Origin of the sequence: Nocardia grenadensis, assembly GCF_050942415.1 — a bacterium.
Lineage (GTDB): Bacteria > Actinomycetota > Actinomycetes > Mycobacteriales > Mycobacteriaceae > Nocardia > Nocardia grenadensis.
Map to the genome: position 1 here is coordinate 4,615,013 of NZ_CP192054.1, position 22,608 is coordinate 4,637,620.

At 69.3% G+C, this 22,608-nt stretch carries 20 protein-coding genes; 5 read left to right on the top strand and 15 right to left on the bottom strand.

Annotated elements, in window-relative coordinates; all coding sequences use genetic code 11:
- Positions 1-12 precede the first annotated feature (12 nt).
- Complete coding sequence (locus tag ACQPYS_RS21060; RefSeq protein ID WP_433490548.1) at positions 13-1,638, bottom strand: AMP-binding protein; 1,626 nt, start codon at positions 1,636-1,638, stop codon at positions 13-15.
- A gap of 92 nt (positions 1,639-1,730) precedes the next feature.
- Between ACQPYS_RS21060 and ACQPYS_RS21065 the strand changes: the two genes are divergently transcribed.
- Positions 1,731-2,585, top strand: a complete 855-nt coding sequence (locus ACQPYS_RS21065; RefSeq protein ID WP_433490549.1) for a response regulator transcription factor — start codon at positions 1,731-1,733, stop codon at positions 2,583-2,585.
- Between the two features lie 165 nt (positions 2,586-2,750).
- Here ACQPYS_RS21065 and trmD read toward each other — a convergent pair whose 3' ends face one another.
- The 4 genes from trmD to rpsP are packed head-to-tail and all read right to left on the bottom strand — an operon-like array spanning position 2,751 to position 4,661.
- Complete coding sequence (gene trmD / locus ACQPYS_RS21070) at positions 2,751-3,437, bottom strand: tRNA (guanosine(37)-N1)-methyltransferase TrmD (RefSeq protein WP_433490550.1); 687 nt, start codon at positions 3,435-3,437, stop codon at positions 2,751-2,753.
- Positions 3,438-3,450: 13 nt separating this feature from the next.
- Positions 3,451-3,975, bottom strand: coding sequence for a ribosome maturation factor RimM (rimM, locus tag ACQPYS_RS21075; protein WP_433490551.1), 525 nt, complete (start codon positions 3,973-3,975; stop codon positions 3,451-3,453).
- Positions 3,976-4,218, bottom strand: coding sequence for an RNA-binding protein (locus ACQPYS_RS21080; RefSeq protein ID WP_063041718.1), 243 nt, complete (start codon positions 4,216-4,218; stop codon positions 3,976-3,978).
- Positions 4,218-4,661 (bottom strand): 30S ribosomal protein S16, encoded by a 444-nt coding sequence (rpsP, locus tag ACQPYS_RS21085; RefSeq protein ID WP_063041720.1) that lies wholly within the window; start codon positions 4,659-4,661, stop codon positions 4,218-4,220. The genes ACQPYS_RS21080 and rpsP overlap by 1 nt, the downstream gene beginning before the upstream one ends.
- A gap of 340 nt (positions 4,662-5,001) precedes the next feature.
- Between rpsP and ACQPYS_RS21090 the strand changes: the two genes are divergently transcribed.
- From ACQPYS_RS21090 to ACQPYS_RS21100, 3 genes are read left to right on the top strand one after another with little or no spacing between them, the layout of a single operon-like run.
- Positions 5,002-6,900: a vWA domain-containing protein gene (locus ACQPYS_RS21090; protein ID WP_433490552.1), complete on the top strand. Its 1,899-nt coding sequence runs from the start codon at positions 5,002-5,004 to the stop codon at positions 6,898-6,900.
- Between the two features lie 20 nt (positions 6,901-6,920).
- Positions 6,921-7,415, top strand: coding sequence for a vWA domain-containing protein (locus ACQPYS_RS21095; protein WP_433490553.1), 495 nt, complete (start codon positions 6,921-6,923; stop codon positions 7,413-7,415).
- Positions 7,357-8,367 carry a hypothetical protein gene (locus ACQPYS_RS21100; protein ID WP_433490554.1) on the top strand — a complete coding sequence of 337 codons (1,011 nt, stop codon included), beginning with the start codon at positions 7,357-7,359 and terminating at the stop codon, positions 8,365-8,367. Before ACQPYS_RS21095 ends, ACQPYS_RS21100 begins: the two co-directional genes overlap by 59 nt.
- Positions 8,368-8,662: 295 nt before the next feature.
- Here ACQPYS_RS21100 and ffh read toward each other — a convergent pair whose 3' ends face one another.
- From ffh to ftsY, 6 genes are all read right to left on the bottom strand, one after another.
- Entirely contained in the window at positions 8,663-10,237 is a 1,575-nt protein-coding gene (ffh, locus tag ACQPYS_RS21105) for a signal recognition particle protein (protein WP_433490555.1), read from the bottom strand.
- Between the two features lie 178 nt (positions 10,238-10,415).
- Positions 10,416-10,757: a hypothetical protein gene (locus ACQPYS_RS21110; protein WP_081876871.1), complete on the bottom strand. Its 342-nt coding sequence runs from the start codon at positions 10,755-10,757 to the stop codon at positions 10,416-10,418.
- 126 nt (positions 10,758-10,883) lie between these two features.
- Positions 10,884-13,355 carry a [protein-PII] uridylyltransferase gene (locus ACQPYS_RS21115; protein ID WP_433490556.1) on the bottom strand — a complete coding sequence of 824 codons (2,472 nt, stop codon included), beginning with the start codon at positions 13,353-13,355 and terminating at the stop codon, positions 10,884-10,886.
- 99 nt (positions 13,356-13,454) lie between these two features.
- Positions 13,455-13,793 (bottom strand): P-II family nitrogen regulator, encoded by a 339-nt coding sequence (locus ACQPYS_RS21120; RefSeq protein WP_030521796.1) that lies wholly within the window; start codon positions 13,791-13,793, stop codon positions 13,455-13,457.
- Positions 13,794-13,798: 5 nt separating this feature from the next.
- Positions 13,799-15,055 carry an ammonium transporter gene (locus tag ACQPYS_RS21125; RefSeq protein ID WP_433493095.1) on the bottom strand — a complete coding sequence of 419 codons (1,257 nt, stop codon included), beginning with the start codon at positions 15,053-15,055 and terminating at the stop codon, positions 13,799-13,801.
- A gap of 271 nt (positions 15,056-15,326) precedes the next feature.
- Complete coding sequence (gene ftsY, locus ACQPYS_RS21130; protein ID WP_433490557.1) at positions 15,327-16,880, bottom strand: signal recognition particle-docking protein FtsY; 1,554 nt, start codon at positions 16,878-16,880, stop codon at positions 15,327-15,329.
- Between the two features lie 167 nt (positions 16,881-17,047).
- Here ftsY and ACQPYS_RS21135 point away from each other — a divergent pair, with 167 nt between their 5' ends.
- Complete coding sequence (locus tag ACQPYS_RS21135) at positions 17,048-17,437, top strand: DUF2237 family protein (RefSeq protein WP_030521801.1); 390 nt, start codon at positions 17,048-17,050, stop codon at positions 17,435-17,437.
- A gap of 40 nt (positions 17,438-17,477) precedes the next feature.
- Here the strand turns inward: ACQPYS_RS21135 and smc are convergent, their stop codons facing one another.
- The 4 genes from smc to ACQPYS_RS21155 all read right to left on the bottom strand — a co-directional run bounded on the left by smc (position 17,478) and on the right by ACQPYS_RS21155 (position 22,583).
- A complete protein-coding gene (gene smc / locus ACQPYS_RS21140; RefSeq protein ID WP_433490558.1) occupies positions 17,478-21,101 on the bottom strand; it encodes a chromosome segregation protein SMC in 3,624 nt (1,207 codons plus the stop codon).
- A gap of 179 nt (positions 21,102-21,280) precedes the next feature.
- The gene (locus tag ACQPYS_RS21145) at positions 21,281-21,700 is read right to left on the bottom strand and encodes a DUF1707 SHOCT-like domain-containing protein (RefSeq protein ID WP_433490559.1); all 420 of its coding nucleotides are present in this window, start codon (positions 21,698-21,700) and stop codon (positions 21,281-21,283) included.
- 98 nt (positions 21,701-21,798) lie between these two features.
- Complete coding sequence (locus tag ACQPYS_RS21150) at positions 21,799-22,095, bottom strand: acylphosphatase (RefSeq protein ID WP_433490560.1); 297 nt, start codon at positions 22,093-22,095, stop codon at positions 21,799-21,801.
- 2 nt (positions 22,096-22,097) lie between these two features.
- Positions 22,098-22,583, bottom strand: a complete 486-nt coding sequence (locus ACQPYS_RS21155) for an OsmC family protein (protein WP_433490561.1) — start codon at positions 22,581-22,583, stop codon at positions 22,098-22,100.
- Between the last annotated feature and the right edge of the window lie 25 nt (positions 22,584-22,608).

The following is a 22,608-nucleotide window of genomic DNA, read 5'->3' on the forward strand; positions in this document are numbered from 1 at the left end:
CAGCGTGCACTGTCATCCGGCGGCGCGCCCCTGCTGCCGCAACAGGAACCGCTGCACCTTGCCGCTGGGGGTCTTGGGCAGCGTGTCGACGAAATGCACCCGGCGCGGGTAGGCGTGCGCGGCGAACTTCTGTTTCACCAGTGTCTGCAGTTCTGCTTCCAGCTCCGGGGAACCGGCGGTGTCACCGCGCAGCACCACGAACGCCTCGAGCACTTCGCCGCGCAACTCGTCGGGCAGACCGACGACAGCGGCCTCGGCGACCTCCTCGTGCAGCACCAGCACACTCTCGACGTCGAACGGGCCGATCCGGTACCCGGACATGATGATCACATCGTCGTCGCGGGCGGAGAAGTGGAAGTATCCGTCGGCGTCGCGAGAACCGGCGTCGCCGGTGAGATACCAGCGACCGTCGGCGGTGAAACGCTGCGCGGTCTGTTCGGGCGCGTCCAGATAACCGAGGAACCACAGCAGCGCACTGCGTTCGGCGTCGATGGCGATCCGGCCCAGCTCCCCCTCTGGTGCTTCGGTATCCGCGTCGTCGGCCAGAACGGCACAGGCCCAGCCCGGGAGCGGGCGGCCCATGGAACCCGCGGGCGCGGCCGTGTCCAGATCATCGTGCCAGGCGTTGCAGATGACCATGCCGTGCTCGGTTTGGCCGTAGTGGTCGCGGACCGCCACCCCGAGGTGTTCCGCCGACCAGGCCACTACCTCGGGTGTCAGCGGTTCGCCCGCGGAGGAGGCCCGGCGCAGGCGGACCGGGTTGCCCGGCTCGGCGGCGCGCAGGGCCCGGTAGACGGTGGGCGCGGCCGCGAAATTGGTGACCCCGAAGCGTTCCAGCACCTGCCGGGTCAACGCCGGAGAGAATCCGGCGTGCAGCAGCAGACTGCGGGTTCCGGACACCAGCGGACCGAGAATCGCGTAGTAGAGACCGTAGGCCCAGCCCGGATCGGCGGCGTTCCAGAAGACATCGTCGGGGCGGACGTCCAGGGCGAACTCCTGATAGGCGTGGAACGACGCCAGGGCGCGCACCGGAATCGGGACACCCTTGGGGGGACCGGTGGTACCGCTGGTGAACAGCTGGACGAGCAGTCCGTCCCCACCCACCACGGCCGGTGATTCGGTTTCGGCGCCGGCGGCCCGCAATTCGTTCATCCGCAGGGCGCCCGGGACATCACCGTCGCCGGTGACAATGGTCCGCCAGGGCGGATCCGCCGGCATATCGCCACCCGGCGCCAGCTTGCCGGCCTGATCCGGATCGGCGATCACCACCGAAGCGCCGGAGGCCTGGAGGCGGAACGCGATGGCGGGCGGGGCGAACGCGGTGAACAGCGGGACGTGTACCGCTCCGCGCCGCCAGATGCCGAGCAGCACCACCACCAGGTCGACCGATTTCGCCATCAGCGTCGCCACCTGGTCGCCGGGGCCGACACCGAGCCCGGCCAGGGCCGCGGCGAAACGTTCGGACCGTGCGCGCAGCTCGCCGTAGGTGAGATCGATCGCCGACAGATCGCTGTCGATCACCGTGAACGCGACGGCGTCGGCCGGATGCCGGTCACACAGCAACTCCGCCGCACAGGCGTCGGGCCCGTCGTAGGCGTCCAGCAGTTCGCGTACCCGCGCATTCGGGTCGGCAGCCATCTCACATCTCCTCGGTCGTCCGGCCGGTGCGTTGCCATAGGATGTAGGTCACACCAGGTCCGGCACTACCCCCGAAAAGGGGTGACAACCCCATGTCCACTCCCCCGCCGCTGCTGCGCCCGCGCGACGGCGACGCCCTGCGCGCCGAGATCCGCCGGCTCGCGGCTGCCACCGGGGTGCCGGTGATCTTCGGCGGCGAGGTCAGCGCCGACACTCTGCGGCTGACCGAGTTCGCCGGGGTCCGCACCAACGGTCTGCGCGGCCTGTCGGTGACGCGCGCGTCCGGGCTGGGTGGCCGGGTGGTGGATTCGTGCCGGCCCGCCGCGGTCTCCGACTACGGCAACGCGCTCTCGATCACGCACCACTACGACGGACCGGTACTCGGCGAGGGCCTGCGGTCGGTGGTCGCGGTGCCGGTGGTGGTGTCGGGTCGTTCGCGGGCGGTGCTGTACGCGGCCACCCGGGGCCCCGGTCACCTCGGCGACCGGACCACCGATGTGCTGGTGCAGGCCGGGCGCCGGCTCGCCACCGAGATCGGCGTCCGCGACGAGGTGGACCGGCGGTTGCGCCTGCTGCACACGACCGCTCCCGCCCCCGCCACCGACGGCGTGGTGACCGAGGAGTTGCGCGCGGTCCAGGCCGAATTGCGCGCCATCGCGGACGCGGCCGGCGACGACCGTATGCGGGACAAATTGCGGGAGGTCGGTGTCCGCCTCACCCGCGCACTCGCCGGCGAGCCCGTCCGCGATGCGCCGCGGCTCGCGCGCCGCGAAATCGATGTACTCTCGCAGATCGGGCTGGGTTGCTCCAACCAGGCTGTCGCGCAACGCCTTTCACTGGGGCCGGAAACGGTCAAGAGTTATCTGCGCAGTGCGATGCGCAAACTCGACGCCCACTCCCGGCACGAAGCCGTGGCCACCGCCCGCCGCCTCGGCATCATTCCCTGACCGACCGTCACGTGAACTCGGCCGCCCCGGTACCGCACGCCCCGTGCGCCGGCCCACGGTGGAACGCCGGGCGCCCGTCATGCCCGAGCGGTCCAGCTACCCGGCGGCACCACCGGCCCGGTAGGTCACCCGTTCGGTACCACCACCGCGCCCGATCAGCACGACTCAGTCCGTCTCGGGCAGCAGATCCGGTCGCCGTTCCCGCGTACGGATCAGCGACTGTTCCCGCCGCCAGGCCGCGATCTTGGCATGGTCTCCGGAGAGCAGGATCGGCGGTACCTCGAATCCCCGCCAGCTCACCGGGCGGGTGTAGCTGGGTCCTTCGAGCAACCCGTCGGAGAACGAATCCTGTTCGTGCGATTGCCGGTTACCGAGCACTCCGGGGATCAACCGGACCACTGCCTCGGTCATTACCAGGGCCGCGGCCTCGCCGCCGATCAGTACGTAGTCCCCGATACTGACCTCTTCCACACGAACCCGGCGGGCGGCGTCGTCGAACACCCGCTGATCGATACCTTCGTAGCGGCCGCAGGCGAACACCAGATGTTCTTCTCCGGCCCACCGCTGCGCGGTCTCCTGGGTGAAGGGGACGCCGGCGGGGGTGGGAACCACGAGCAGGGCGTCGTCCGGGCACACCGCGTCGAGTGCGTCCCCCCAGACGACCGGTTTCATCACCATGCCGGGTCCGCCGCCGTAGGGTGAATCGTCGACGGATTTGTGCACATCGTGGGTCCAGCGCCGCAGATCATGGACATCCACCGATACGACGCCCTTGTCGATGGCCTTGCCCAGCAGCGCGGTACGCAACGGGTCCAGATACTCGGGGAAGATGGTGACCACGTCGATCCTCATGACGCCGGCCACCTCATTCCGGATCCAGCAGACCTTCGGGCGGGTCGATCACGATCAGCGCGTCGGCGATCGACACCGTCGGCACGATGGCGGTGACGAAGGGGACCAGGATCTCCTGCCCATCCGCGGCGGCGCGGATCGAGAGCAGTTCCCCGGCCGCCGAATGCAGTACCTCGGTGACGGTGCCGACTTCGGTCCCGTCGGTGAGTTGGACGCGCAGGCCCTCGAGTTCGTGATCGTAGAACTCGTCCGGGTCCGCCGACGGGCCGAGCTCGTCGCTGTTCACCAGGAACAACATGCCGCGCAGGGCGTCGGCGGCGGACCGATCGGTGACACCCACCAGATTCACCAGGAGCCGGCCCGAATGTTCCCGGGCCGATTCCACGGTGAAGTCACGGACCTGCGCCGAACGCGCCGCGCGCCCGTGCAGAACCGCACCGGGCGCGAACCGCGCCTCCGGTTCGTCGGTGCGCACCTCGACGACCAGCTCGCCCCGCACACCGTGCGAGCGGGCGACCCGGCCCACGACGAGTTCCATCTACTGGTCGGTGTCGACCACGTCGACCCGGATACCCCGGCCGCCGATACCGGCGACGAGGGTGCGCAGGGCGGTCGCGGTGCGTCCGCCCCGACCGATAACCTTGCCCAGGTCGTCGGGATGGACATGCACCTCGACGGTGCGCCCGCGGCGGCCGGTGATCAGCTCGACGCGGACGTCCTCGGGATTGGCGACGATGCCGCGGACCAGATGTTCCACGGCATCGGCGACGACGACGCTCATTACTCGGCGGCCTCAGCGGACTCGGTCGCCTCGGCGGCGCCCTCTTCCTTGTCCTTCTTGGCCTTCTTCTTCGGGGTGACGGCTTCGGCGGCCGGCTCGTTGTCGGCGGCGGCCAGCGCGGCGTTGAAGAGGTCCAGCTTGGACGGCTTGGGCTCGGCGACCTTCAGGGTGCCCTCGGCGCCCGGCAGGCCCTTGAACTTCTGCCAGTCGCCGGTGATCTCCAGGAGCCGCTGCACCGGTTCGGTCGGCTGCGCGCCGACACCCAGCCAGTACTGCGCCCGCTCCGAGTCGATCTCGATCAGCGAGGGCTCTTCCTTGGGGTGATACTTGCCGATGGACTCGATGGCCCGGCCGTCACGACGGGTGCGGGCGTCCGCGACGACGACGCGGTACTGCGGGTTGCGGATCTTGCCCATACGGGTGAGCTTGATGCGAACAGCCATCTGCTGATCTGCCTTTCATAGTGGTCACGGCGCAATTCAGCGACTCACGCGGTCTCGCGAGCCCGGTTTTGCGAATGAAGTGTGTGACCGCCGCGCGGTACGTGACCGGAGACGGGCTGACACTGTCCAGAAGGACGATCGACCATTCTGCCAGACGCCGTGGCCGGGCCGGTAATCGCCTCCGGTCGAAACCGGGGTGCCGAGGTCGCGGGCCAAACGGGAACGGCATCACATCCCGCGGGCGGGAGCATGGAAGTTGTCAACAGGTCTGTGATCTGCGTAGCGTCCGATCAGCGGTATCCGAGCAGGATGCGCCGGAGCCGGACGGGAGTACGACCAAGTGTCATTGTTGAACAGAGTTCTGGCCGCGGCCGTGGCAGGGGTGCTCGGCCTGGTGCCGCTCGCCGCGCCGGCACTCGCCCAGCAGTCCCCGGGGCAGCAGAATCCCGAGTACGCGCCGACGATGCTCGTCCTGGACGCCTCGGGGTCGATGGCGGCGGCCGATCCCGGCGGTAGCACCAAGATGGACGCCGCCAAGAACGCCGTCCGGTCATTCGTCGCCGCGGCCCCGGACAGTTCGAAGGTCGGGCTCACCGCCTACGGCACCGCTACCGGCTCGTCGGATGCCGAGAAGGCCGCAGGCTGCCAGGACGTGAAGGTACTGCACCCGGTCGATACGGTCGACAAACCCGGGCTGACCGCCGCGTCCGACGGGATCGTACCCAGCGGCTACACCCCGATCGGTACCGCGTTGCGGACCGCGGCCGGCGCGCTCCCGCAATCGGGCCCGCGTTCGGTCGTGCTGGTTTCCGACGGTCTGGACACCTGCGCGCCGCCGGACCCCTGCGAGGTGGCCCGCGAGCTCAGCGCCCAGGGCGCCGAGATCGTCGTGCATGCGATCGGCTTCGGCGTCGATGACCCGTCGCGCGCGCAGTTGACCTGTATCGCCCAGACCACCGGCGGTACCTATACCGACGCTGTGGACGGTAAGACCCTCGAACAGGTATTGCCACGGGTGACAGCCACCGCACTGCGCACCTATGCGGCCACCGGTACCCCCATCGCGGGCACAGCGGATCATCGGGACGCGCCGGTCGCCGAACCGGGCCAGTACCTGGACGTTCTCGACCAGAAGAAGCAGCGCTACTACGCGGTGGATGTGCCCGAGAGGGCGACCGCGTATTTCAGCGGTACCGTCTCGTTCCCGCGGGGCCGTGGCAATGCCTCCATGGCGAACAACGTGCTCAATCTGCGGATCTACGGACGCGACGGCCAGGACTGCCACGCCTTCGAGTTCGAACAGGCTACCCGCTCGACCGACGGGGTAGCGCTGACCGTGGCATCGATGTGGAAGGGTGCGGCCGAAGCCCCGAACGGCTATGCCGCACACGATAAATGCACAGGCGGCGGGCGCTACTACTTCATGCTCGAATGGGCGCACGTCGCCGACGACGCCCCGGCCCGGCTGCCGATCGAGTTGGCGGTGGGTATCGAGCCCGCTGTGGCCGATCCGGGTCCCGCGGCCGAACCCACGCCCGTAACCTTCGCCGCACCCGGCGGGTCCACGGCGCCGGTCGTCGGCGGCGGTTCGTTCAATGTGGCCGCGCCGCTACCGGGGACCGGCAGGTACACCGATACGTTGCAACGCGGCGAGTTCGTCTTCTACCGGGTGAAACTCGACTGGGGCCAAGGTCTGGCCTATCGCGTGCGATTCGGTGAGACGCCGGGACGTGGTATCGACAACCTCTCCAACATCAACACCACCCTGTACGCGCCGAGCCGCAAGGAACTCGATGACGATTTCGCCGCCTACACCGGGACCGAGCACATACTCCCGACCAACGAGCCGGCCCTCGCGACCCCACCGATCCGCTACCTGAATCGGGAGGCGTCGGACCTCACGATCGCGGAGCAGGCCGTTGCCGGGGACTACTACATCGCAGTCAAGCTCGGCCCGAACAGCGGTGCGGGGGTTGCTGCACCCGTACCGGTGGAACTGGAGATCGACATCGTGGGCGAGGCGGAATCCGGACCGCGATACCAGGACGGAACCGAGACCACGGGAACCTTCGGCGAGAATGAGAAACGCGCCGCCGGGAACGAGACGGGCCGGGCCGCAGACGAATCGGACACGGCTGTTTCGCCCCTGGTGTGGGGGGCCGCCGTCGCGCTCGGCGTCGGGCTGCTCCTCATTGTGGTTGTCGTCGTGCTACTGGCCCGCCGCCGCAGCGGACGCTGACCGCCGCGGCGGACGGGATCGTGCCGCGAGGCTACACCCCTATCGGCACCTCGTTGCGGACCGCCGCCGCGGCGCTGCCGCAGGAGGGGCCCCGCTCGATCGTGCTCGTTTCCGACGGGCTGGACACCTGCGCACCACCGGACCCGTGTGACGTCGCGCGTGAGCTCAGCGCACAGGGCAACGAGATCGTCGTGCACGCGATCGGCTTCGGCGTCGACGATCCCTCGCGGGCGCAATTGACCTGTATCGCCCAGAGCACCGGGGGCACCTATACCGACGCCGCCGACGGCAAAACCCTGGAGCAGGTACTGCCCCGGGTCAGTGCCGCCGCCCTGCGCACCTATGCCGCGGCCGGTACCCCGATCGCGGGGACGCCGGGGTACCGGGAGGCGCCGGTGGCCGCACCCGGACAGTACCTGGATGTGCTGGGCCGGACGAAGCCGAAGTACTACCGCCGTGGATGTGCCCGAGGGCGCGACCGCGTACTTCACCGGGACGGTCTCGTTCCCGCGTAAGGACGACTCCCTGTCCTCCGTCGACAGGCTCGATCTCCAGGTCTACGGCGCCGACGGCCAGGATTGCCGTACCAGGGAAAGCGAGTTGGCCACCAGGACCGGCGACGGGGTCGCGTTGACGGTCGGAAGTATCTGGAAGGGCGCGGTGGAGCCCGACTCCGGTCGCGCGGGCACCGACGCGTGTACGGGTGGCGGCCGCTACTATTTCGCGCTGGAATGGGCCGTGGTCTCGGACAATGCGCCAGCACAGCTACCGGTCGAGCTGTCCGTGGGCGTGGAACCGGCGGTCACCGATTCCGGTCCCGCGGCCGCGCCCGCCGTGGAGTTCACCGCACCCGGCGGGCCCACCGCGCCGACCGTCGGCGGTGGATCGTTCAATGTCGCCGCGGAGCTGCCCGGGACCGGCCGTTACACCGATACCCTTCAGCGCGGAGAGTTCGTCTTCTACCGGGCGAAACTCGACTGGGGTCAGGGCCTGGCCTACCGGGTGCGGTTCGCCGCGACCCCGGAGCGGGGCAGCGAGTACACCTCGAATATCGCGACCACGCTTTACAACCCGTACCGGGCCGAGCTCGACTTCGACACGATGGCATACACCGGCAGCGAACGGATGCTGCCGTCCCACGACTCGGCGCTCGCCACCGCCCCGATCCGGTATCTCAACAGGAAAGCCGCCGGGGTCGCCGGGCAAGCCGTGCCGGGCTGGTACTACATCGCGATCAAGCTGAGCCCGACAGACAACGTCGCACCGGTGCCCATCGAGCTGGAAGTCGATATCGCCGGCACACCGGAATCCGGGCCGCGTTACGCAGACGATTCCGCGAGTAGCGCTACTTTCGGCGAGGATTCCCGCCCCGTGCCTCCGGCGAGGCGAGCGATCAGCCCGACGGCACCGCCGAAGGGATCTCGACTGTCATCGGAATCGTGGTGGGGATCGTCGCCATCGCTCTGATACTCGCCGTAACAACCTGGGTTGTCCTCATGCGGCGCCGCCGCACGCGCTGACCGTGTCCGGGCACCGACGCCTTCACCGCCCTCGGGTAGTCGGCGCCCGACTACCCGAGGGCGGCGCGGGCCACGGCGGGTTCACTCGCAGACCGGACGGCCGGGCCGCGTAGCCTTCAGCGACCCGGCCGGGCGAATACCTCATGTCGAGCTTCTCCGGCCGCCACGAATACATGGTCGGGGCAGTTCGGTACGATTCGATCCCCCTGGCCAATACTGCCCGTCCCGTGCATACCGGTCGCCTATTTGTCCGGGAATTTGAACTTGGAGATATCGAAGCCCTCCAGGCCGGGGGGCAGCTGATCGAGGCCGGGCGGCATATTCGACAAATCGGGCATTCCGCCGCCCCCCGGCATACCGCCGGGCAGGCCCGGCATACCGGGGAAACCGCCGCGCATCTTCGGCTGGGTGGGGCCGCGCCCGCCCTTCTTCCCCTTCTTGCCCTTCTGTTTCTTGTTGCGACGGTTGGCGCCGGGCATCCCCATCTGCCGGCCCATCATCGTCATCATCTTGCGGGCCTCGAAGAACCGGTCCACCAGCTGGTTGACATCGGAGACCTGGACCCCCGACCCGTTGGCGATCCGCAGCCGGCGGGAGGCGTTGATGATCTTCGGATTCTCCCGCTCGGCGGGGGTCATACCGCGGATGATCGCCTGGACCCGGTCGAGCTGTTTATCGTCGACCTGGGCGAGAACATCTTTCATCTGGCCGGCGCCCGGCAGCATCCCGAGCAGATTGCCGATGGGCCCCATCTTGCGGATGGCCAGCATCTGGTCGAGGAAATCCTCGAGGGTGAGCTCGCCGCTGCCGATCTTGCGCGCCGCCTCCTCGGCCTGCTGCGCGTCGTAGACCTGTTCGGCCTGTTCGATGAGGGTGAGCACATCGCCCATACCGAGGATGCGGCTGGCCATCCGGTCGGGATGGAAGACGTCGAAATCCTCGAGTTTCTCGCCGGTGGAGGCGAACATGATCGGCGCGCCAGTGACATTGCGCACGCTCAGCGCCGCGCCACCGCGGGCGTCGCCGTCGAGTTTGGTGAGTACGACACCGGTGAAGCCGACACCGTCACGGAACGCCTCGGCGGTGGACACCGCGTCCTGGCCGATCATGGCGTCGAGGACGAACAGGGTCTCGTCGGGTTTCACCGCGTCGCGGATACCGGCGGCCTGCGCCATGAGTTCGGCGTCGATACCGAGCCGGCCGGCGGTGTCGACGATCACCACGTCGTACTGCTTGGCGCGCGCCTCGGTGATACCGGACTCGGCCACCGCGACCGGATCGGCCGCGGTGATCCCGAGGGCGTTCTCGCCGCCACCGATCGAGGTGCCGGGATGCGGCGCGAACACCGGCACACCGGCGCGTTCGCCGACCACCTGCAACTGGGTCACCGCGCCCGGACGCTGCAGATCACAGGCCACGAGCAGCGGCTGATGCCCCTGGTCGCGCAGCCATTTGGCGAGCTTGCCGGCGAGCGTGGTCTTACCGGCGCCCTGCAGGCCGGCCAGCATGATGACCGTCGGCGGAGTCTTGGCCAGCGTCAGGCGCCGGGTCTCACCACCGAGGATCCCGACGAGTTCCTCGTTGACGATCTTGACGACCTGCTGGGCCGGGTTCAACGCGGCCGAGACCTCCGCGCCCTTGGCCCGCTCCTTGATCCGGGTGACGAAACCGCGGACCACGGGCAGCGCGACGTCGGCCTCCAGCAGCGCCAGACGGATCTCCCGGCAGGTGGCGTCGATATCGGCCGGCGACAGACGTCCCTTACCGCGAAGATCCTTCAGGGCACCGGTCAACCGGTCGGATAGGGATTCGAACACCTGGCGCGCTCCTGATCTCGAGTGACGTCACTGAGTCCCAGGGTAATGGGCGTCCCAGAGTAGCGGGCGGCCCGCCGGGGCCTGGGCCCGCACCGGTCTGCTCGCGCACATCACCGGAGATCGTCACCGGACGGAGCACAGAACCGGGGTCGCGAGGGCCCCGGCTGGTGAACACCGCTCAGGAGGGCCCCGACCCGGCGGCGCCGGAGGCGTCACCGATGTACTCGGTGGAGAACCCGCGGCGGTAGTCGTGCTGTTCGACAGCGACCAGGTAGGCCGCCTCGCGCCCGGTGAGGCCGAGTTCGCGGGACAGGCTGTCCAGCCGCGACCAGTCGTCGTCGGGCGGTAGCCCGTTGGTCGCTACAGCGGCGGCCACATTCATCGCGGCCATCGCCTGGGGCTCGGTGAGTGTGCGCCCCGGCAACCAGGACACCACCCAGTAGGCGTCACCTACACATCGGGCGATGTGCGGTGTCATATCGCTGGTCATGATCGACGAGGTCACCACTTGGATTGCCACCGACCTGCTCCCCTCATGAGCGCGACAGCTGACCACCCGAATGTTAGGGGGCCGATCACCCGCCATCGCCGACTCGCTGGCAAACGGCGAGCAATCGACGCGCAACGGTGACCTTCGTCTCGAACGCTAGTTCTGCTCGGGCTCCGGGGGTTTGCGCGGAGCCGGTCGCGGAACCACCGCCAGGATCGCCGATTCGAGCTCCGCGCGCCGGTCGGGGCCCGATCGTGGCCCCAGATCCACGCAGAACACGTCCACCACGAACGAACCCATCGTCACGACCTTCGCCCAGCGCACATCGGCGCCCGCGCCCGCCAGTACCGCGGCCAACCGGGAGAGCAAACCGATTCGGTCCTCGGCCCGCAACTGCAGGATCAACTGTCCGGGTATCGCGGTCTCCGCCCACAGCAGCCGGGGCTCGGCCTGGGCCCGGCGCGCGGCGCCGAGGGTCTCTCGTTCCCGCGCGTCCAGCGCCGCCCGTACATCCAGTTCCCCGGCCGCGGCCCGTTTGATCTCCTGCCGCAGCAGGCCCGCGTCCGGCGGACCGCCGAAAGTCGGTGTCACCACGAAGGTGTTGATCGCCGAATCCCCTGCCCCGCCGACCGACGCCGAGAGCACCCGCAGCGAATGCAGGGCCAGTACGCCCGCGGTATTCGAGAGCAGTCCGGGGGTGTCCGGAGCGATCACGGTGGCGATATGGGTGTATTTCCCCTCGCCCGGCGTCAATTCGACGTGCACACCGCCGGCGGCGGCGCGGACCAGCAATTCCTCGGGGATGGGTTCGGGTTCGGGCAGGGTCTCCCCCGCCATCACGGTGCGGCAGCGCCGGACCAGTTCCCCGATCAGGGTGGCCTTCCACTCGCCCCATACGCCCGGGCCGGTGGCCAGCGAATCGGCCTCGGCCAGCGCGTGCAGTAGCTCGAGCCGCCGCGGATCGTTGTCCAGCGCGTCGACCACGTACCGCACGGTGTCCGGGTCGTCGATATCCCGATGCGTGGCGACATCGGGCAGCAGCAGATGGTGGCGGACCATAGCGCTGAGGATCTCCACATCCGAGGGCCACAGGCCCAGCCGGCGACCGATATGGGTCGCCAGGTCGGCACCCACCGCGCAGTGGTCCTCCACGCGGCCCTTGCCGATATCGTGCAGCAGCGCACCGAGTGCCAGCAGATCGGGCCGGGCCACCCGGGTACTCAGCGCGCTCGCGTAGGCCACCGTCTCCACCGAGTGCCGGTCCACCGTCCACACGTGCAGCGCGTCACGCGGCGGCAGATCCCGGACCGCACCCCATTCCGGCAGCAGTCTCCCCCACAGACCGGTCCGGTCCAATGCCTCCACCGCGTCGATCACGCCCCGGCCCGCGCCCAGCAGCACCAGCAGATCGTTCAACGCGTCCTTGGGCCACGGCTCACGCAGTTCCGGAGCGTCCTCGGAGAGGCGGTTCAGGGTGGTCGCCGACATCGGCAGCCCGGTCTGCGCGGACGCCGCGGCCACCCGTAGCACCAGCCCCGGGTCACGCTGGGGCCTGGCGTCCCTGGCCAGCACCACTTCTCCGGCGTGTTCGACCACGCCCTCGTCCAGTGGCCGCCGCACCGGCATCCGGCGCAACCGGGCCAGGCCGCGGCGCGGCAGCGCGTTACCCGCGGTGCGCAGGCCCACATCGACCGAATACCCGACGGTGCGCGCCGCATCGCTGAGCGTGCGGGCCAGATCGAACCGGTCCCCGATACGCAGCGCGGCCCCGATCTCGTCGGCGTCCTGGGCGCGCAACTGGTCGCGGGCCCGGCCCGCGACCCGGTGCAGTTCGGTGCGCACATCCAGGAGCCGCCGATGGGCCTGGGCCAGACCACCACCGGGCGTGTCCGGGCCCAACCCGGGCATGGCGTCGGTGAGCTGGGCGATCGCGAGCGCGTCCAACAGCTGGATATCACGCAATCCGCCGCGCCCGTTCTTCAGATCCGGCTCGCTGCGGTGGGCGACCTGACCACTGCGTTCCCAGCGCGCGCGGACCCCGGTGACCAGTTCGTCGAAACGACCCCGTATCCCGCTGCGCCAGTCCTTGCGGATCCCCGCGACGACCCGGTCGCTGAGATCGGAGTTGCCCGCGATGTGGCGGGCGTCGAGCATGCCGAGCGCGGCCACCAGATCGTCGGAGGCCACCTTCAGGGCATGCGGAACCGTGCGCACACTGTGGTCGAGTTTGATATGCGCGTCCCACAGCGGATACCAGAGCCCGTCGGCGATCTCGGCGACCCGTTTCGGGTCCATATCCTCGTGTAACAGCACCAGATCCAGATCGGAGTACGGCAGCATCTCCCGGCGGCCGAGCCCGCCCACGGCCATGATGGCGAGCCCGCTGTCCGGCGTTATCCCCACTTCGGCGCCCTTGCCGGTGAGCCACAGCTCATACAGATCGACCAGGGCCGCGCGCAGCGATTCGGCGTCCAGCCGCGGATGTCGCGGCGCGCCGCCGCCCAGCAGTTGATCCCGGGCCCGCACCAGGTCCGCGGCACCCTGCGACAGTGCGGCCGCTTTTCCTGATCGCCCACCGCCGGCCCGCCCGGGCTCTCGATCCTGCCGGTTGTCTCCCAACGAAACCACCACCCGTTCACGCAGGCGACCCCGCCCCGACCGGTTATCGGTGGGAGCGGGGCCGCATTGTCGTTGTGCACCCGCAGGCGCGCTCTCCGCGCGCGGGCTCTATAGCGCGTCGGTGCCGCGTTCCCCGGTCCGGACCCGGACGATCGTTTCGACCGGGGTCACCCAGACCTTGCCGTCGCCGATCTTGCCGGTGCGCGACGCCTCGACGATCAGATCCACGACCCGGTCCACCGTCGCGTCGTCGACCACGACCTCGACCCGCACCTTCGGCACGAAATCCACCGAGTACTCGGCACCGCGGTAGACCTCGGTGTGCCCCTTCTGCCGTCCGTATCCCTGGACCTCGCTCACGGTCATACCGAATACGCCCGCCTGCTCCAGGCCGGTCTTGACGTCTTCGAGCGTGAACGGTTTGACGATTGCGGTGATCAGTTTCATGGGGTTCATGCCTCCTTGACGGCCGAACGAGCGGTTCCACCCAGTGCAGCGAAATCGTATGCCGTCTCCGCGTGCTCGGAATCATCCATACCGCCCGACTCCGCTTCCGCGTCGGCGCGCAGGCCGATCGTGAACTTGATCGCGTACGCGATCACCAGAGCGACCACGAAGGAGTACACCAGAACCGCGACCGCGCCGAGGGTCTGGCGGCCCAGCAACTCGAGATCACCACCGTAGAACAGACCTTCCGCACCGGCGGGCGCCTCGGGCGCGGCGAACAAGCCGATCAGCACCGTGCCGAGGATACCGCCGACCATGTGGATACCCACGACGTCGAGCGAATCGTCGTACCCGAATTTGAACTTCAGGCTCACCGCCAGGGCGCAGACCACACCGGCGACGACGCCGATGGCCAGCGCGCCGAGGACGTTCACCGAGGAGCAGGAGGGCGTGATGGCCACCAGACCCGCGACGATACCGGAAGCGGCGCCCAGGGAGGTCGGCTTGCCGTCGCGGATCTTCTCCACCACCAGCCAGCCGATCATCGCGGCGGCGGTGGCGACCAGCGTGGTGACGAAGGTGGCCCCGGCGACACCGTCGGCGGCCGCCGCGGAACCGGCGTTGAAGCCGAACCAGCCGAACCACAGCAGCGCGGCACCGAGCATGACGAAGGGCAGGTTGTGCGGACGGAAGGGAGTTTTCGGCCAACCGGCGCGCTTACCGACCACGATGGCCAGCGCCAGCGCCGCAGCACCGGAGTTGATGTGTACGGCGGTACCACCGGCGAAGTCGATGGCCTCGACCTTCTCCATGATCCAGCCGCCGCCCCAGACCCAGTGCGCGACCGGGAAGTACACCACGGTGGCCCAGACGGCGGCGAAGACCAGCCAGGCACCGAACTTCAGGCGGTCGGCCACCGCGCCGGAGATGAGCGCCACGGTGATGATGGCGAACATGGCCTGGAACGCGACGAAGACCGTCGCGGGAATGGTTCCGAACAGCGGGACACCCGCCGATTCGTCACCGAACCCGGCGATCAGCGTCTTCAGACCGAAGAACTGACCCGGGTCCCCGAGCAGTCCGCCTTTGTCGGTGCCGAACGCCGTCGAGAAGCCGTACAGCACCCAGAGCACGGTGACCACGCCCATCGCGCTGATGCTCATCATGATCATATTGAGCACGTTCTTGCCGCGGACCATACCGCCGTAGAAGAACGCCAGCCCGGGTGTCATCAACAGGACGAGCGCAGCGCTCGTCAGCATCCATGCGGTGTCGCCGGCATTGGGCGCGCCGATCACGGTTTCCACCAGTTTCCTCCCTCATCCTCTGGCCCCGCCGCTCACGCGACATCGGGCCCGCTTATGAAGGGTCCTCATTCGGTGTTTCATCCGTGACGCCCAGGTGTTTCACCTAGGTGAATGGATCACGCCCCCATGTTTCGGGTGTGTTGCGCACGCTGTGCGGAGGTTTCCGGACCGCTGTGCGACTCGCCGGACGCAGCCGGACCCGGCCGATTCTGCGCGGGCAGAACAACTAACCGAGCAGCGCGTCGACGAAGGCCGAGGGTTCGAACGGCGCCAGATCGTCGGCACCCTCGCCCAGGCCCACCAGTTTGACCGGTACGCCCAATTCGTGCTGGATCTGGAAGACGATTCCGCCCTTGGCGGTGCCGTCCAGCTTGGTCAGCACGACACCGCTGATATCCACCACCTCGGCGAAGATGCGGGCCTGCGCGAGACCGTTCTGGCCCACTGTGGCGTCGAGTACGAGTAGTACCTCGTCCACCGAGGCCTTCTTCTCGACCACGCGTTTGACCTTGCCCAGCTCGTCCATGAGCCCGGTCTTGGTGTGCAGCCGACCCGCCGTATCGACAAGCACCACGTCCACGCCGGCGGCGATACCGGTGGAGACGGCGTCGAAAGCGACGGCGGCCGGATCGGCGCCCTCTCGCCCGCGCACGGTATCCGCGCCGACCCGCTCACCCCAGGTCTGCAACTGATCGGCCGCCGCGGCCCGGAAGGTGTCCGCGGCACCGAGCAGCACCCGGCGTCCGTCGGCGACCAGCACCCGGGCGAGTTTGCCGGTGGTGGTCGTCTTGCCGGTGCCGTTCACCCCGACCACGAGCAAGATCGACGGATGATCGGCGTGCGGCAGCGCGCGCACCGAACGGTCCAGTTCGGGCCGCAGTGATTCGATCAGTACCTCGCGTAGCACCGACCGCGCGTCCTCGGCGGTGCGGACACTGCGGGCGGCCATCTCCTCGCGCAGCCGTTCCACGATGACGGTGGTGACCGCGGTGCCGATATCGGCCATCACCAGCGTGTCCTCGACCTCTTCCCAGGAATCCTCGTCCAGGTCGCCACCGCCGAGCAGCCCCAGCAGGCTTTTGCCGACCGCGTTCTGCGACCGGGACAACCGGCCGCGCAGCCGGATCAACCGGCCCGAGGTCGGCGCGATCTCCTCGACCTCCGGGACCAGATGGGCTCCGGCGGCGGTATCGGGAGCCACCACCGCGGGCTCCGCGCCCGCTTCGGCGGGTGCGCTCGCCTGCTCGGCCGCGGCAGTGTCCGCGGTCGCGGGACCGGTCTCGGCCACCGGTCCGGCCGTGCCGGGGTCCGCCGGTGCGGTGGCGGGCGGTTCCGTCGTCTCGGGCGAGACGGTATCGGTGCCGTCGGTGGTCGTCGCGCCGGATTCCGTGCCGGTCGCGGTATCGACGGTATCGGCCTCGGGCAGCGGTACATCGGTGATGCCGCGGCGCGGCGCGTCCCGCGGGACGGCGGCGTCGTCGCCGATATGCGGCTGACCCTCCAGATCGGTCCGCTCAGTGGGACTCGGAGCCGCCGGTTCCGCGGGGCTCGGCCCCGGCGGTACGGGGGTCGCGGTGGCACCCCGGCCACCCTGGCTGAACGAGAATCCACCCGCCGCCTGATACCCGCCCGACCGGTCGGTCAGCTGTTCCTTCTGCGCCGGCGCCGTCAGCGAGACCCGGCCGCGCTTGTACCGGACGAAACCGGCCACGAGCGCGACCAGCAGTACGGCGGCGATCACTGCGATCAGAATCCAGGCTTGCGCACTCACGCCGACCATCCTTCCAGAGCGGTACCGAGCGGTAGGTTACCCGGCCCGGCCCGCGCGGCGAAGGCCCGCACCCGCTGCCGCGCACCCGACACATCCCCAGCTCAGCCCCGCGAACACGACCGGTGAGATTTCTTGTCCTGCGGAACTTCTCGCGACAGGCCAATAGGATCGGCGATGTGACCGATCGAAACGTGCTTGGGGGTCCGCTACAAGAGTGCGGCACCGATCCTCTGACCGGGTTCTACCGGGACGGCTGCTGCAGCACCGGCCCGGAGGACCTGGGCAGCCATACCGTGTGCACGGTCGTCACAGCAGAGTTCCTCGAGCATCAGGCGTCCATCGGAAACGATCTGAGCACGCCCCGTCCGGAGAACAATTTCCCCGGACTCCAGCCGGGGGACAGATGGTGTGTCGTGGCGGTGCGCTGGTTACACGCGCACGAGGACGGTGTCGCCGCGCCGGTGGTGCTGGCGGCGACCCATGAGAATGCCCTGGAAGTGATAGCGATGGAGATCCTGCGCAAATACGCGGTCGACGTACCCGACGACGTCAGCGACCTGCTCTGAACACCGGCGTGGGCGCACGGCCGGTGGTACGGCGCGGCGGTTACTCCGCCGCGCTACCGGCCGCCGCGAGATCGTGCCCGCGCAGTCGCTGCGAGATGACCTGGGTGATGCCGTCGCCACGCATGCTCACGCCGTAGAGCGCGTCGGCGATCTCCATGGTCGGTTTCTGGTGGGTGATGACGATCAGCTGACTCTTCTCCCGCAACTGCTCGAACAGTCCGATGAGCCGGCGCAGGTTGGTGTCGTCGAGTGCCGCCTCCACCTCGTCCATCACATAGAACGGTGAGGGGCGGGCGCGGAAGATGGCGACCAGCAGCGCCACCGCCGTGAGCGATTTCTCCCCACCGGACAGCAGTGACAGCCGCTTGACCTTCTTCCCGGGCGGCCGCGCTTCCACTTCGATACCGGTGGTGAGCATATCGGTGGGGTCGGTGAGCAGCAGCCGGCCGTCGCCGCCGGGGAACAGCGCGGCGAAGACCTGGACGAACTCCCGTTCCACATCGGCGTAGGCGTCGGTGAAGACCTGCAAAATCCGGGCGTCGACCTCGGCCACCACATCCAGCAGGTCCTGGCGGGCCTTCTTGACGTCCTCGAGCTGGGTGGCCAGGAAGTTGTAGCGCTCCTCGAGCGCCGCGAACTCCTCGAGGGCCAGCGGGTTGACCTTGCCGAGAGTGGCCAGATCCTTCTCGGCGCGTTTGGCCCGCCGCTCCTGCGACGCGCGGTCGAACGGCATCGGGGCCGGTGCGCTGACCTGCTCACCGCGCTCCTTGGCCTGCTCGTACTCCCGCATCTCCAGTTCGCTGGGTGGCAGGGCCACCGCGGGACCGTATTCGGCGATGAGATCGTCGAGCGCGATCCCGAACTGTTCGGCGATGGTGGCTTCCAGCTGTTCGATCCGCAGCGCCGCCTGCGCTTTGGCGACCTCGTCGCGATGCACCGCGTCGGTGAGCTGTTCGAGCTGGGCGTTCAGGGCCCGCACCCGCTCTTTGATCCGGTCCACCTCGGTGGCGCATTCGGTACGCCGCCGGACCAGTTCGTCGCGGCGAGCGGCGGCGACCGCCACCACCTTCTCGAGTTGGGCCGCCAGGTCCGCACCGGATCCGGCGACCGCGGCGGCGACACCGGCGGCCCGGCGCCGGGCGGCCTGCGCCCGTTCGGCCCGGGCGCGGGTCTCGCGTTCGGCACGGGCGGCGCGCCGGAGCGTTTCCGCCTTGCCGCGGACCGATTCGGCGCGCTCCTCGGCCGTGCGCACCGCCAGCCGCGCCTCCACCTCCATGGCCCGGGCCTCGGCGAGCGCGGCGGCGGCCTCCTCCCGGGCCAGTGCGGCGGCCTCCGTTCCGGCGGCGCCGGCGGCATCGCTGTCGGAATCGGCCTGTTCACGCTCGGCGTGCCGCAGCCGGTCCTCGAGTTCGGCCAGCTCGCCGACCGCCTTCTCGTGCGCGGTCTCGGCATCGGCCCGCTGGCCGGTCAGCCGCTCCGATTCGGCGTCGGCCGCGCGGACGGCCGCCCCGAGGCGGCCGAGCCGCTCGTAGACGGCATTGAGGGCCTGGTCGGATTCGTGCAGGGCCAGCAGGGCGTGGTCGACCGCTTCCTTACGGTCGGCCTGTTCCTCCAGCGCCCCGGCCAGGCTCGCCTCCAGTCCTTCGGCGTGCCGGCGCGCGGCGACCAGGTCGGCCTCGGCGGCATCGATATTCGCCTGGATCTCCAACCGGCTCGGCGACCGGTCCGAACCACCGACCAGCCATCCGGTCCCGGCGAGATCGCCCTCGCGGGTGACGACCCGCAGTTCCGGGCGCGCACTCAGCAGCGCGGCTGCCGCGTCCAGATCGTCGACCACCGCGACCCGGCGGGTCAGCGCGACCACGGCCGCGCGGACCGGACCGGGGCAGTCCACCACATCCAGCAACCAGCGCGCCGGCCCGGGCAGCGACGGTTCTTCGAGATCCGCCGCCGCCGGACCCTCGTACACCAGCGCGGCCCGCCCACCGTCGGCCTTCCCCAGCGCGCGCAGTGCGCTGAGCGCCGTCTCGCCGGTATCGGCCACCACCGCTTCGGCCACCGGCCCCAGTACCGCCGCGACCGCGGCCTCGTACCCGGTGTGTACCCGCAACCGTCCCGACAGCGGGCCCAGCAGTCCGGCCGGATGGTTCTCGGTGAGCCAGGCCGCACCGTCGCGGCTGGCCAGGTTCATACCGAGCGCTTCGATCCGCGCGGTCAGCGAGGCCACCAGCCGACCGGCCTCCCGATCCTCGGCGCGCAGCTCGGTGACCCGGCGGTCGGCCAGGCCGAGCGCCTCCACGGCGTGCTCGTGCTGGGCGTCGAGCCCGGCCTCACCGGCCTCCAACTCGGCCAGTTCGTCCTGCACCGCATCGAATTCCGACCGTGCCGCGGTACCCCGGGCCCGGGCCTCGGTGATGGCGGTGGACAACCGCATGGTCTCGGCGTCGATCGATTGCGCGCGGGTGCGCAGGTTCTCGACCTGCCCGGACAATCGGACCAGCCCCTCGCGCCGGTCGGCGATGGCGCGTACCGCGGCCAGATGCGCCTGTTCGGCGGCCTTGGCGGCGTGCTCGCGATCCCCCAGGCTCTCACGCGCGGCCTCCAGCGTCTCGGTGGCCATTTCGACGGCCTCGCGCAGTTCGGCTTCCTCGGCCTCCACCCGGTCGGCTTCGGCCTCGAGCTGATCGGGGTCGCGGCCGGTGTTCGCGGGGGCGGCCGTATCGAGGTGGCGGGCGCGATCACCGGCGATCCGGATGGTCGCGTTCACCCGTTCGGAGAGGGCGGAGAGCTGGAACCACAGCTGTCCGGCGGCCTCGGCGCCGGGAGTGAGCCGAGAGAGTTGGTATTCCTGCTGGGCGAGCGCGGCATTCGCGGCATCGAGTTCGCTGCGCACGGTGATCTGCTGTTCCCGCGCGTAGGCCTCTTTGCTCTGCTGGCTCTCCAGTTCGCTGCGCCGGGTGACCAGATCGTCGGCGGCCAACCGCAACCGGGCGTCGCGCAGATCCGCCTGCACCGTCTGGGCCCGGCGCGCAACCTCGGCCTGCCTGCCCAGGGGTTTGAGCTGGCGGCGCAGTTCGGTGGTGAGGTCGGTGAGCCGGGCCAGGTTCGCCTGCATCGCATCCAGTTTGCGAACGGCCTTTTCCTTGCGTTTGCGGTGTTTGAGCACACCGGCGGCTTCCTCGATGAACGCGCGCCGGTCCTCGGGGCGCGATTCGAGGATCGCCGAGAGCTGGCCCTGGCCGACAATGACGTGCATTTCCCGGCCGATACCGGAATCGCTGAGCAGTTCCTGGACATCCATGAGCCGGCAGGAGTTGCCGTTGATCTCGTATTCTCCGGCGCCGTCGCGGAACATGCGGCGGGTGATGGAAACTTCGGCGTAGTCGATGGGCAGGGCCCCGTCGGAATTGTCGATGGTCAGCGTCACCTCGGCGCGGCCCAGCGCGGCCCGCCCGGAGGTACCGGCGAAGATGACGTCCTGCATCTTCCCGCCGCGTAGCGCCTTGGCACCCTGTTCGCCCATCACCCAGGTGAGCGCGTCGACGACATTGGATTTGCCGGATCCGTTCGGTCCCACTACACAGGTGATCCCGGGCTCGAAGCGCAGGGTCGTCGCGGACGCGAAGGATTTGAAACCCTTCAACGTCAAACTCTTCAGATGCAACGCCGACGACCCTTTCGCCTCCGTGACTCTCCGCCTCGCCCAGGCCGATCAGCCATGGTAAAGGCCTGTGGCGCCGTGACCCCAACCGGCGCACCGACCGTGGCCGATCGATTGCCGGGCACCCCGGCGACCGCGACCGGGCGTACCCGGCGGCCGGATGTCAGGAAGGCTACCGGGTGTTATACCTTTCGGCGATGGCGGTGGCCGCTCTCGATACCGGTTGCCGCCCGCACCGCCAGCACCGCGCCCCACGGGCCGATGACCCACATGGGCCAGAAATAGGTGAACTCACCGACCCCCAGCGAGATCGCACCCCAGATCACCAGCACGAGCACGCTGACCGTGAGCCACGCGCCGGCCTCGATCCGCTGCCAGATCGGGAAGCGCGAACGCGATGTCGCCGGACGCACCGGCGCCAGGGTGGGCAGGTCCGCGAGGACGCCGGTGAGCTCCTCCCGGGTGGTGGTGCGATATACCTGCGCGACCCGCTGATCGTATTCGGACAGGTCGATGCGGCCGTCACCGAGATGGCGGCTCAGATCGCGCACGATTCGATCGCGTTCGACATCCGAGGCCCGGGTTCCCGTCGTGATCTCCATTACCGCTCCCCTTACAGGTAGGACCACATTCCACAGTGGATGCACTCAGAGTGGACCTTCCACTGTGTTATGTCAAGGGTGCGCGGTGCTTCGCCGGATCACCGTTCGGCGAAACCTTCCAGCCCGCCCCGCGCCGGCTCCCACGACTCGACCACCAGATCCACCCGGCCGGGCGTATCCCCCGACCGCAACAGCGCCAGCAACCGGTCGGCCGCGGTCCGAGGCCCCTCCGCCACCACGTGTACCCGGCCGTCGGCGGCATTCGTGGCATACCCGGTGAGGCCGAGTTCCAGTGCGCGTGCCCGCGTCCACCAGCGGAAGCCCACGCCCTGCACGTATCCGTGCACCCAGGCGCTCAAGCGCACCGGGCCGGTTCCGTCCGTCGCCGCGGCCACGATCAGTCGACCGTGCCGATATCGAACGACAGCGTCACCTTGCTGCCGGCCTTCAGCGTGCGGCCGACCGTGCAGACCTTGTCGATGGCCCGCTGCACCGTCACCAGCAACCGGTCCCGAGCCGCCGCGTCGAGTTCGCTGAGATCGAGCTCGAAGACCTCGTCGAGCTGGGGGTACACCTCGTTCTCCCGGTCGGCGGCACCGGACACCCGGATGGTGGCGTCGTAGTCGTCGCCGAGCCGCCGCGACAGCGGGAAATCCGAGCTCATCCCCGAGCAGGCCGCCAGCGCAATCTTCAGCAGCTCACCGGGGGTGAATACGCCGGGTACACCCTCGGAACCGATGAGCACCTCGGCGCCGCGCGAATTATGACCGGTGTAATGGCGGGTACCCGTCCGTTCCACCCACAGGGTGGTCGGCCCGGCCTGCGCCGCGGGCGCCGTCTCGCCCGCTGCCGGGGCGGATGCCGCAGAGGTGTTGTCAACCATGCTCGCGATCCTGCCACCCGCCGTC

What these genes read in the sequence shown, in the direction of transcription:
- rpsP (WP_063041720.1), bottom strand. Translation starts at nt 4,661, where the DNA reads ATGGCTGTTCGCATCAAGCTCACCCGTATGGGCAAGATCCGCAACCCG.
- trmD (WP_433490550.1), bottom strand. Translation starts at nt 3,437, where the DNA reads ATGAGGATCGACGTGGTCACCATCTTCCCCGAGTATCTGGACCCGTTG.
- ACQPYS_RS21145 (WP_433490559.1), bottom strand. Translation starts at nt 21,700, where the DNA reads ATGGAGATCACGACGGGAACCCGGGCCTCGGATGTCGAACGCGATCGA.
- ACQPYS_RS21080 (WP_063041718.1), bottom strand. Translation starts at nt 4,218, where the DNA reads ATGAGCGTCGTCGTCGCCGATGCCGTGGAACATCTGGTCCGCGGCATC.
- ftsY (WP_433490557.1), bottom strand. Translation starts at nt 16,880, where the DNA reads ATGGTCGGCGTGAGTGCGCAAGCCTGGATTCTGATCGCAGTGATCGCC.
- rimM (WP_433490551.1), bottom strand. Translation starts at nt 3,975, where the DNA reads ATGGAACTCGTCGTGGGCCGGGTCGCCCGCTCGCACGGTGTGCGGGGC.
- ACQPYS_RS21155 (WP_433490561.1), bottom strand. Translation starts at nt 22,583, where the DNA reads ATGGTTGACAACACCTCTGCGGCATCCGCCCCGGCAGCGGGCGAGACG.
- ACQPYS_RS21060 (WP_433490548.1), bottom strand. Translation starts at nt 1,638, where the DNA reads ATGGCTGCCGACCCGAATGCGCGGGTACGCGAACTGCTGGACGCCTAC.
- ACQPYS_RS21120 (WP_030521796.1), bottom strand. Translation starts at nt 13,793, where the DNA reads ATGAAACTGATCACCGCAATCGTCAAACCGTTCACGCTCGAAGACGTC.
- ACQPYS_RS21125 (WP_433493095.1), bottom strand. Translation starts at nt 15,055, where the DNA reads ATGCTGACGAGCGCTGCGCTCGTCCTGTTGATGACACCCGGGCTGGCG.
- ACQPYS_RS21065 (WP_433490549.1), top strand. Translation starts at nt 1,731, where the DNA reads ATGTCCACTCCCCCGCCGCTGCTGCGCCCGCGCGACGGCGACGCCCTG.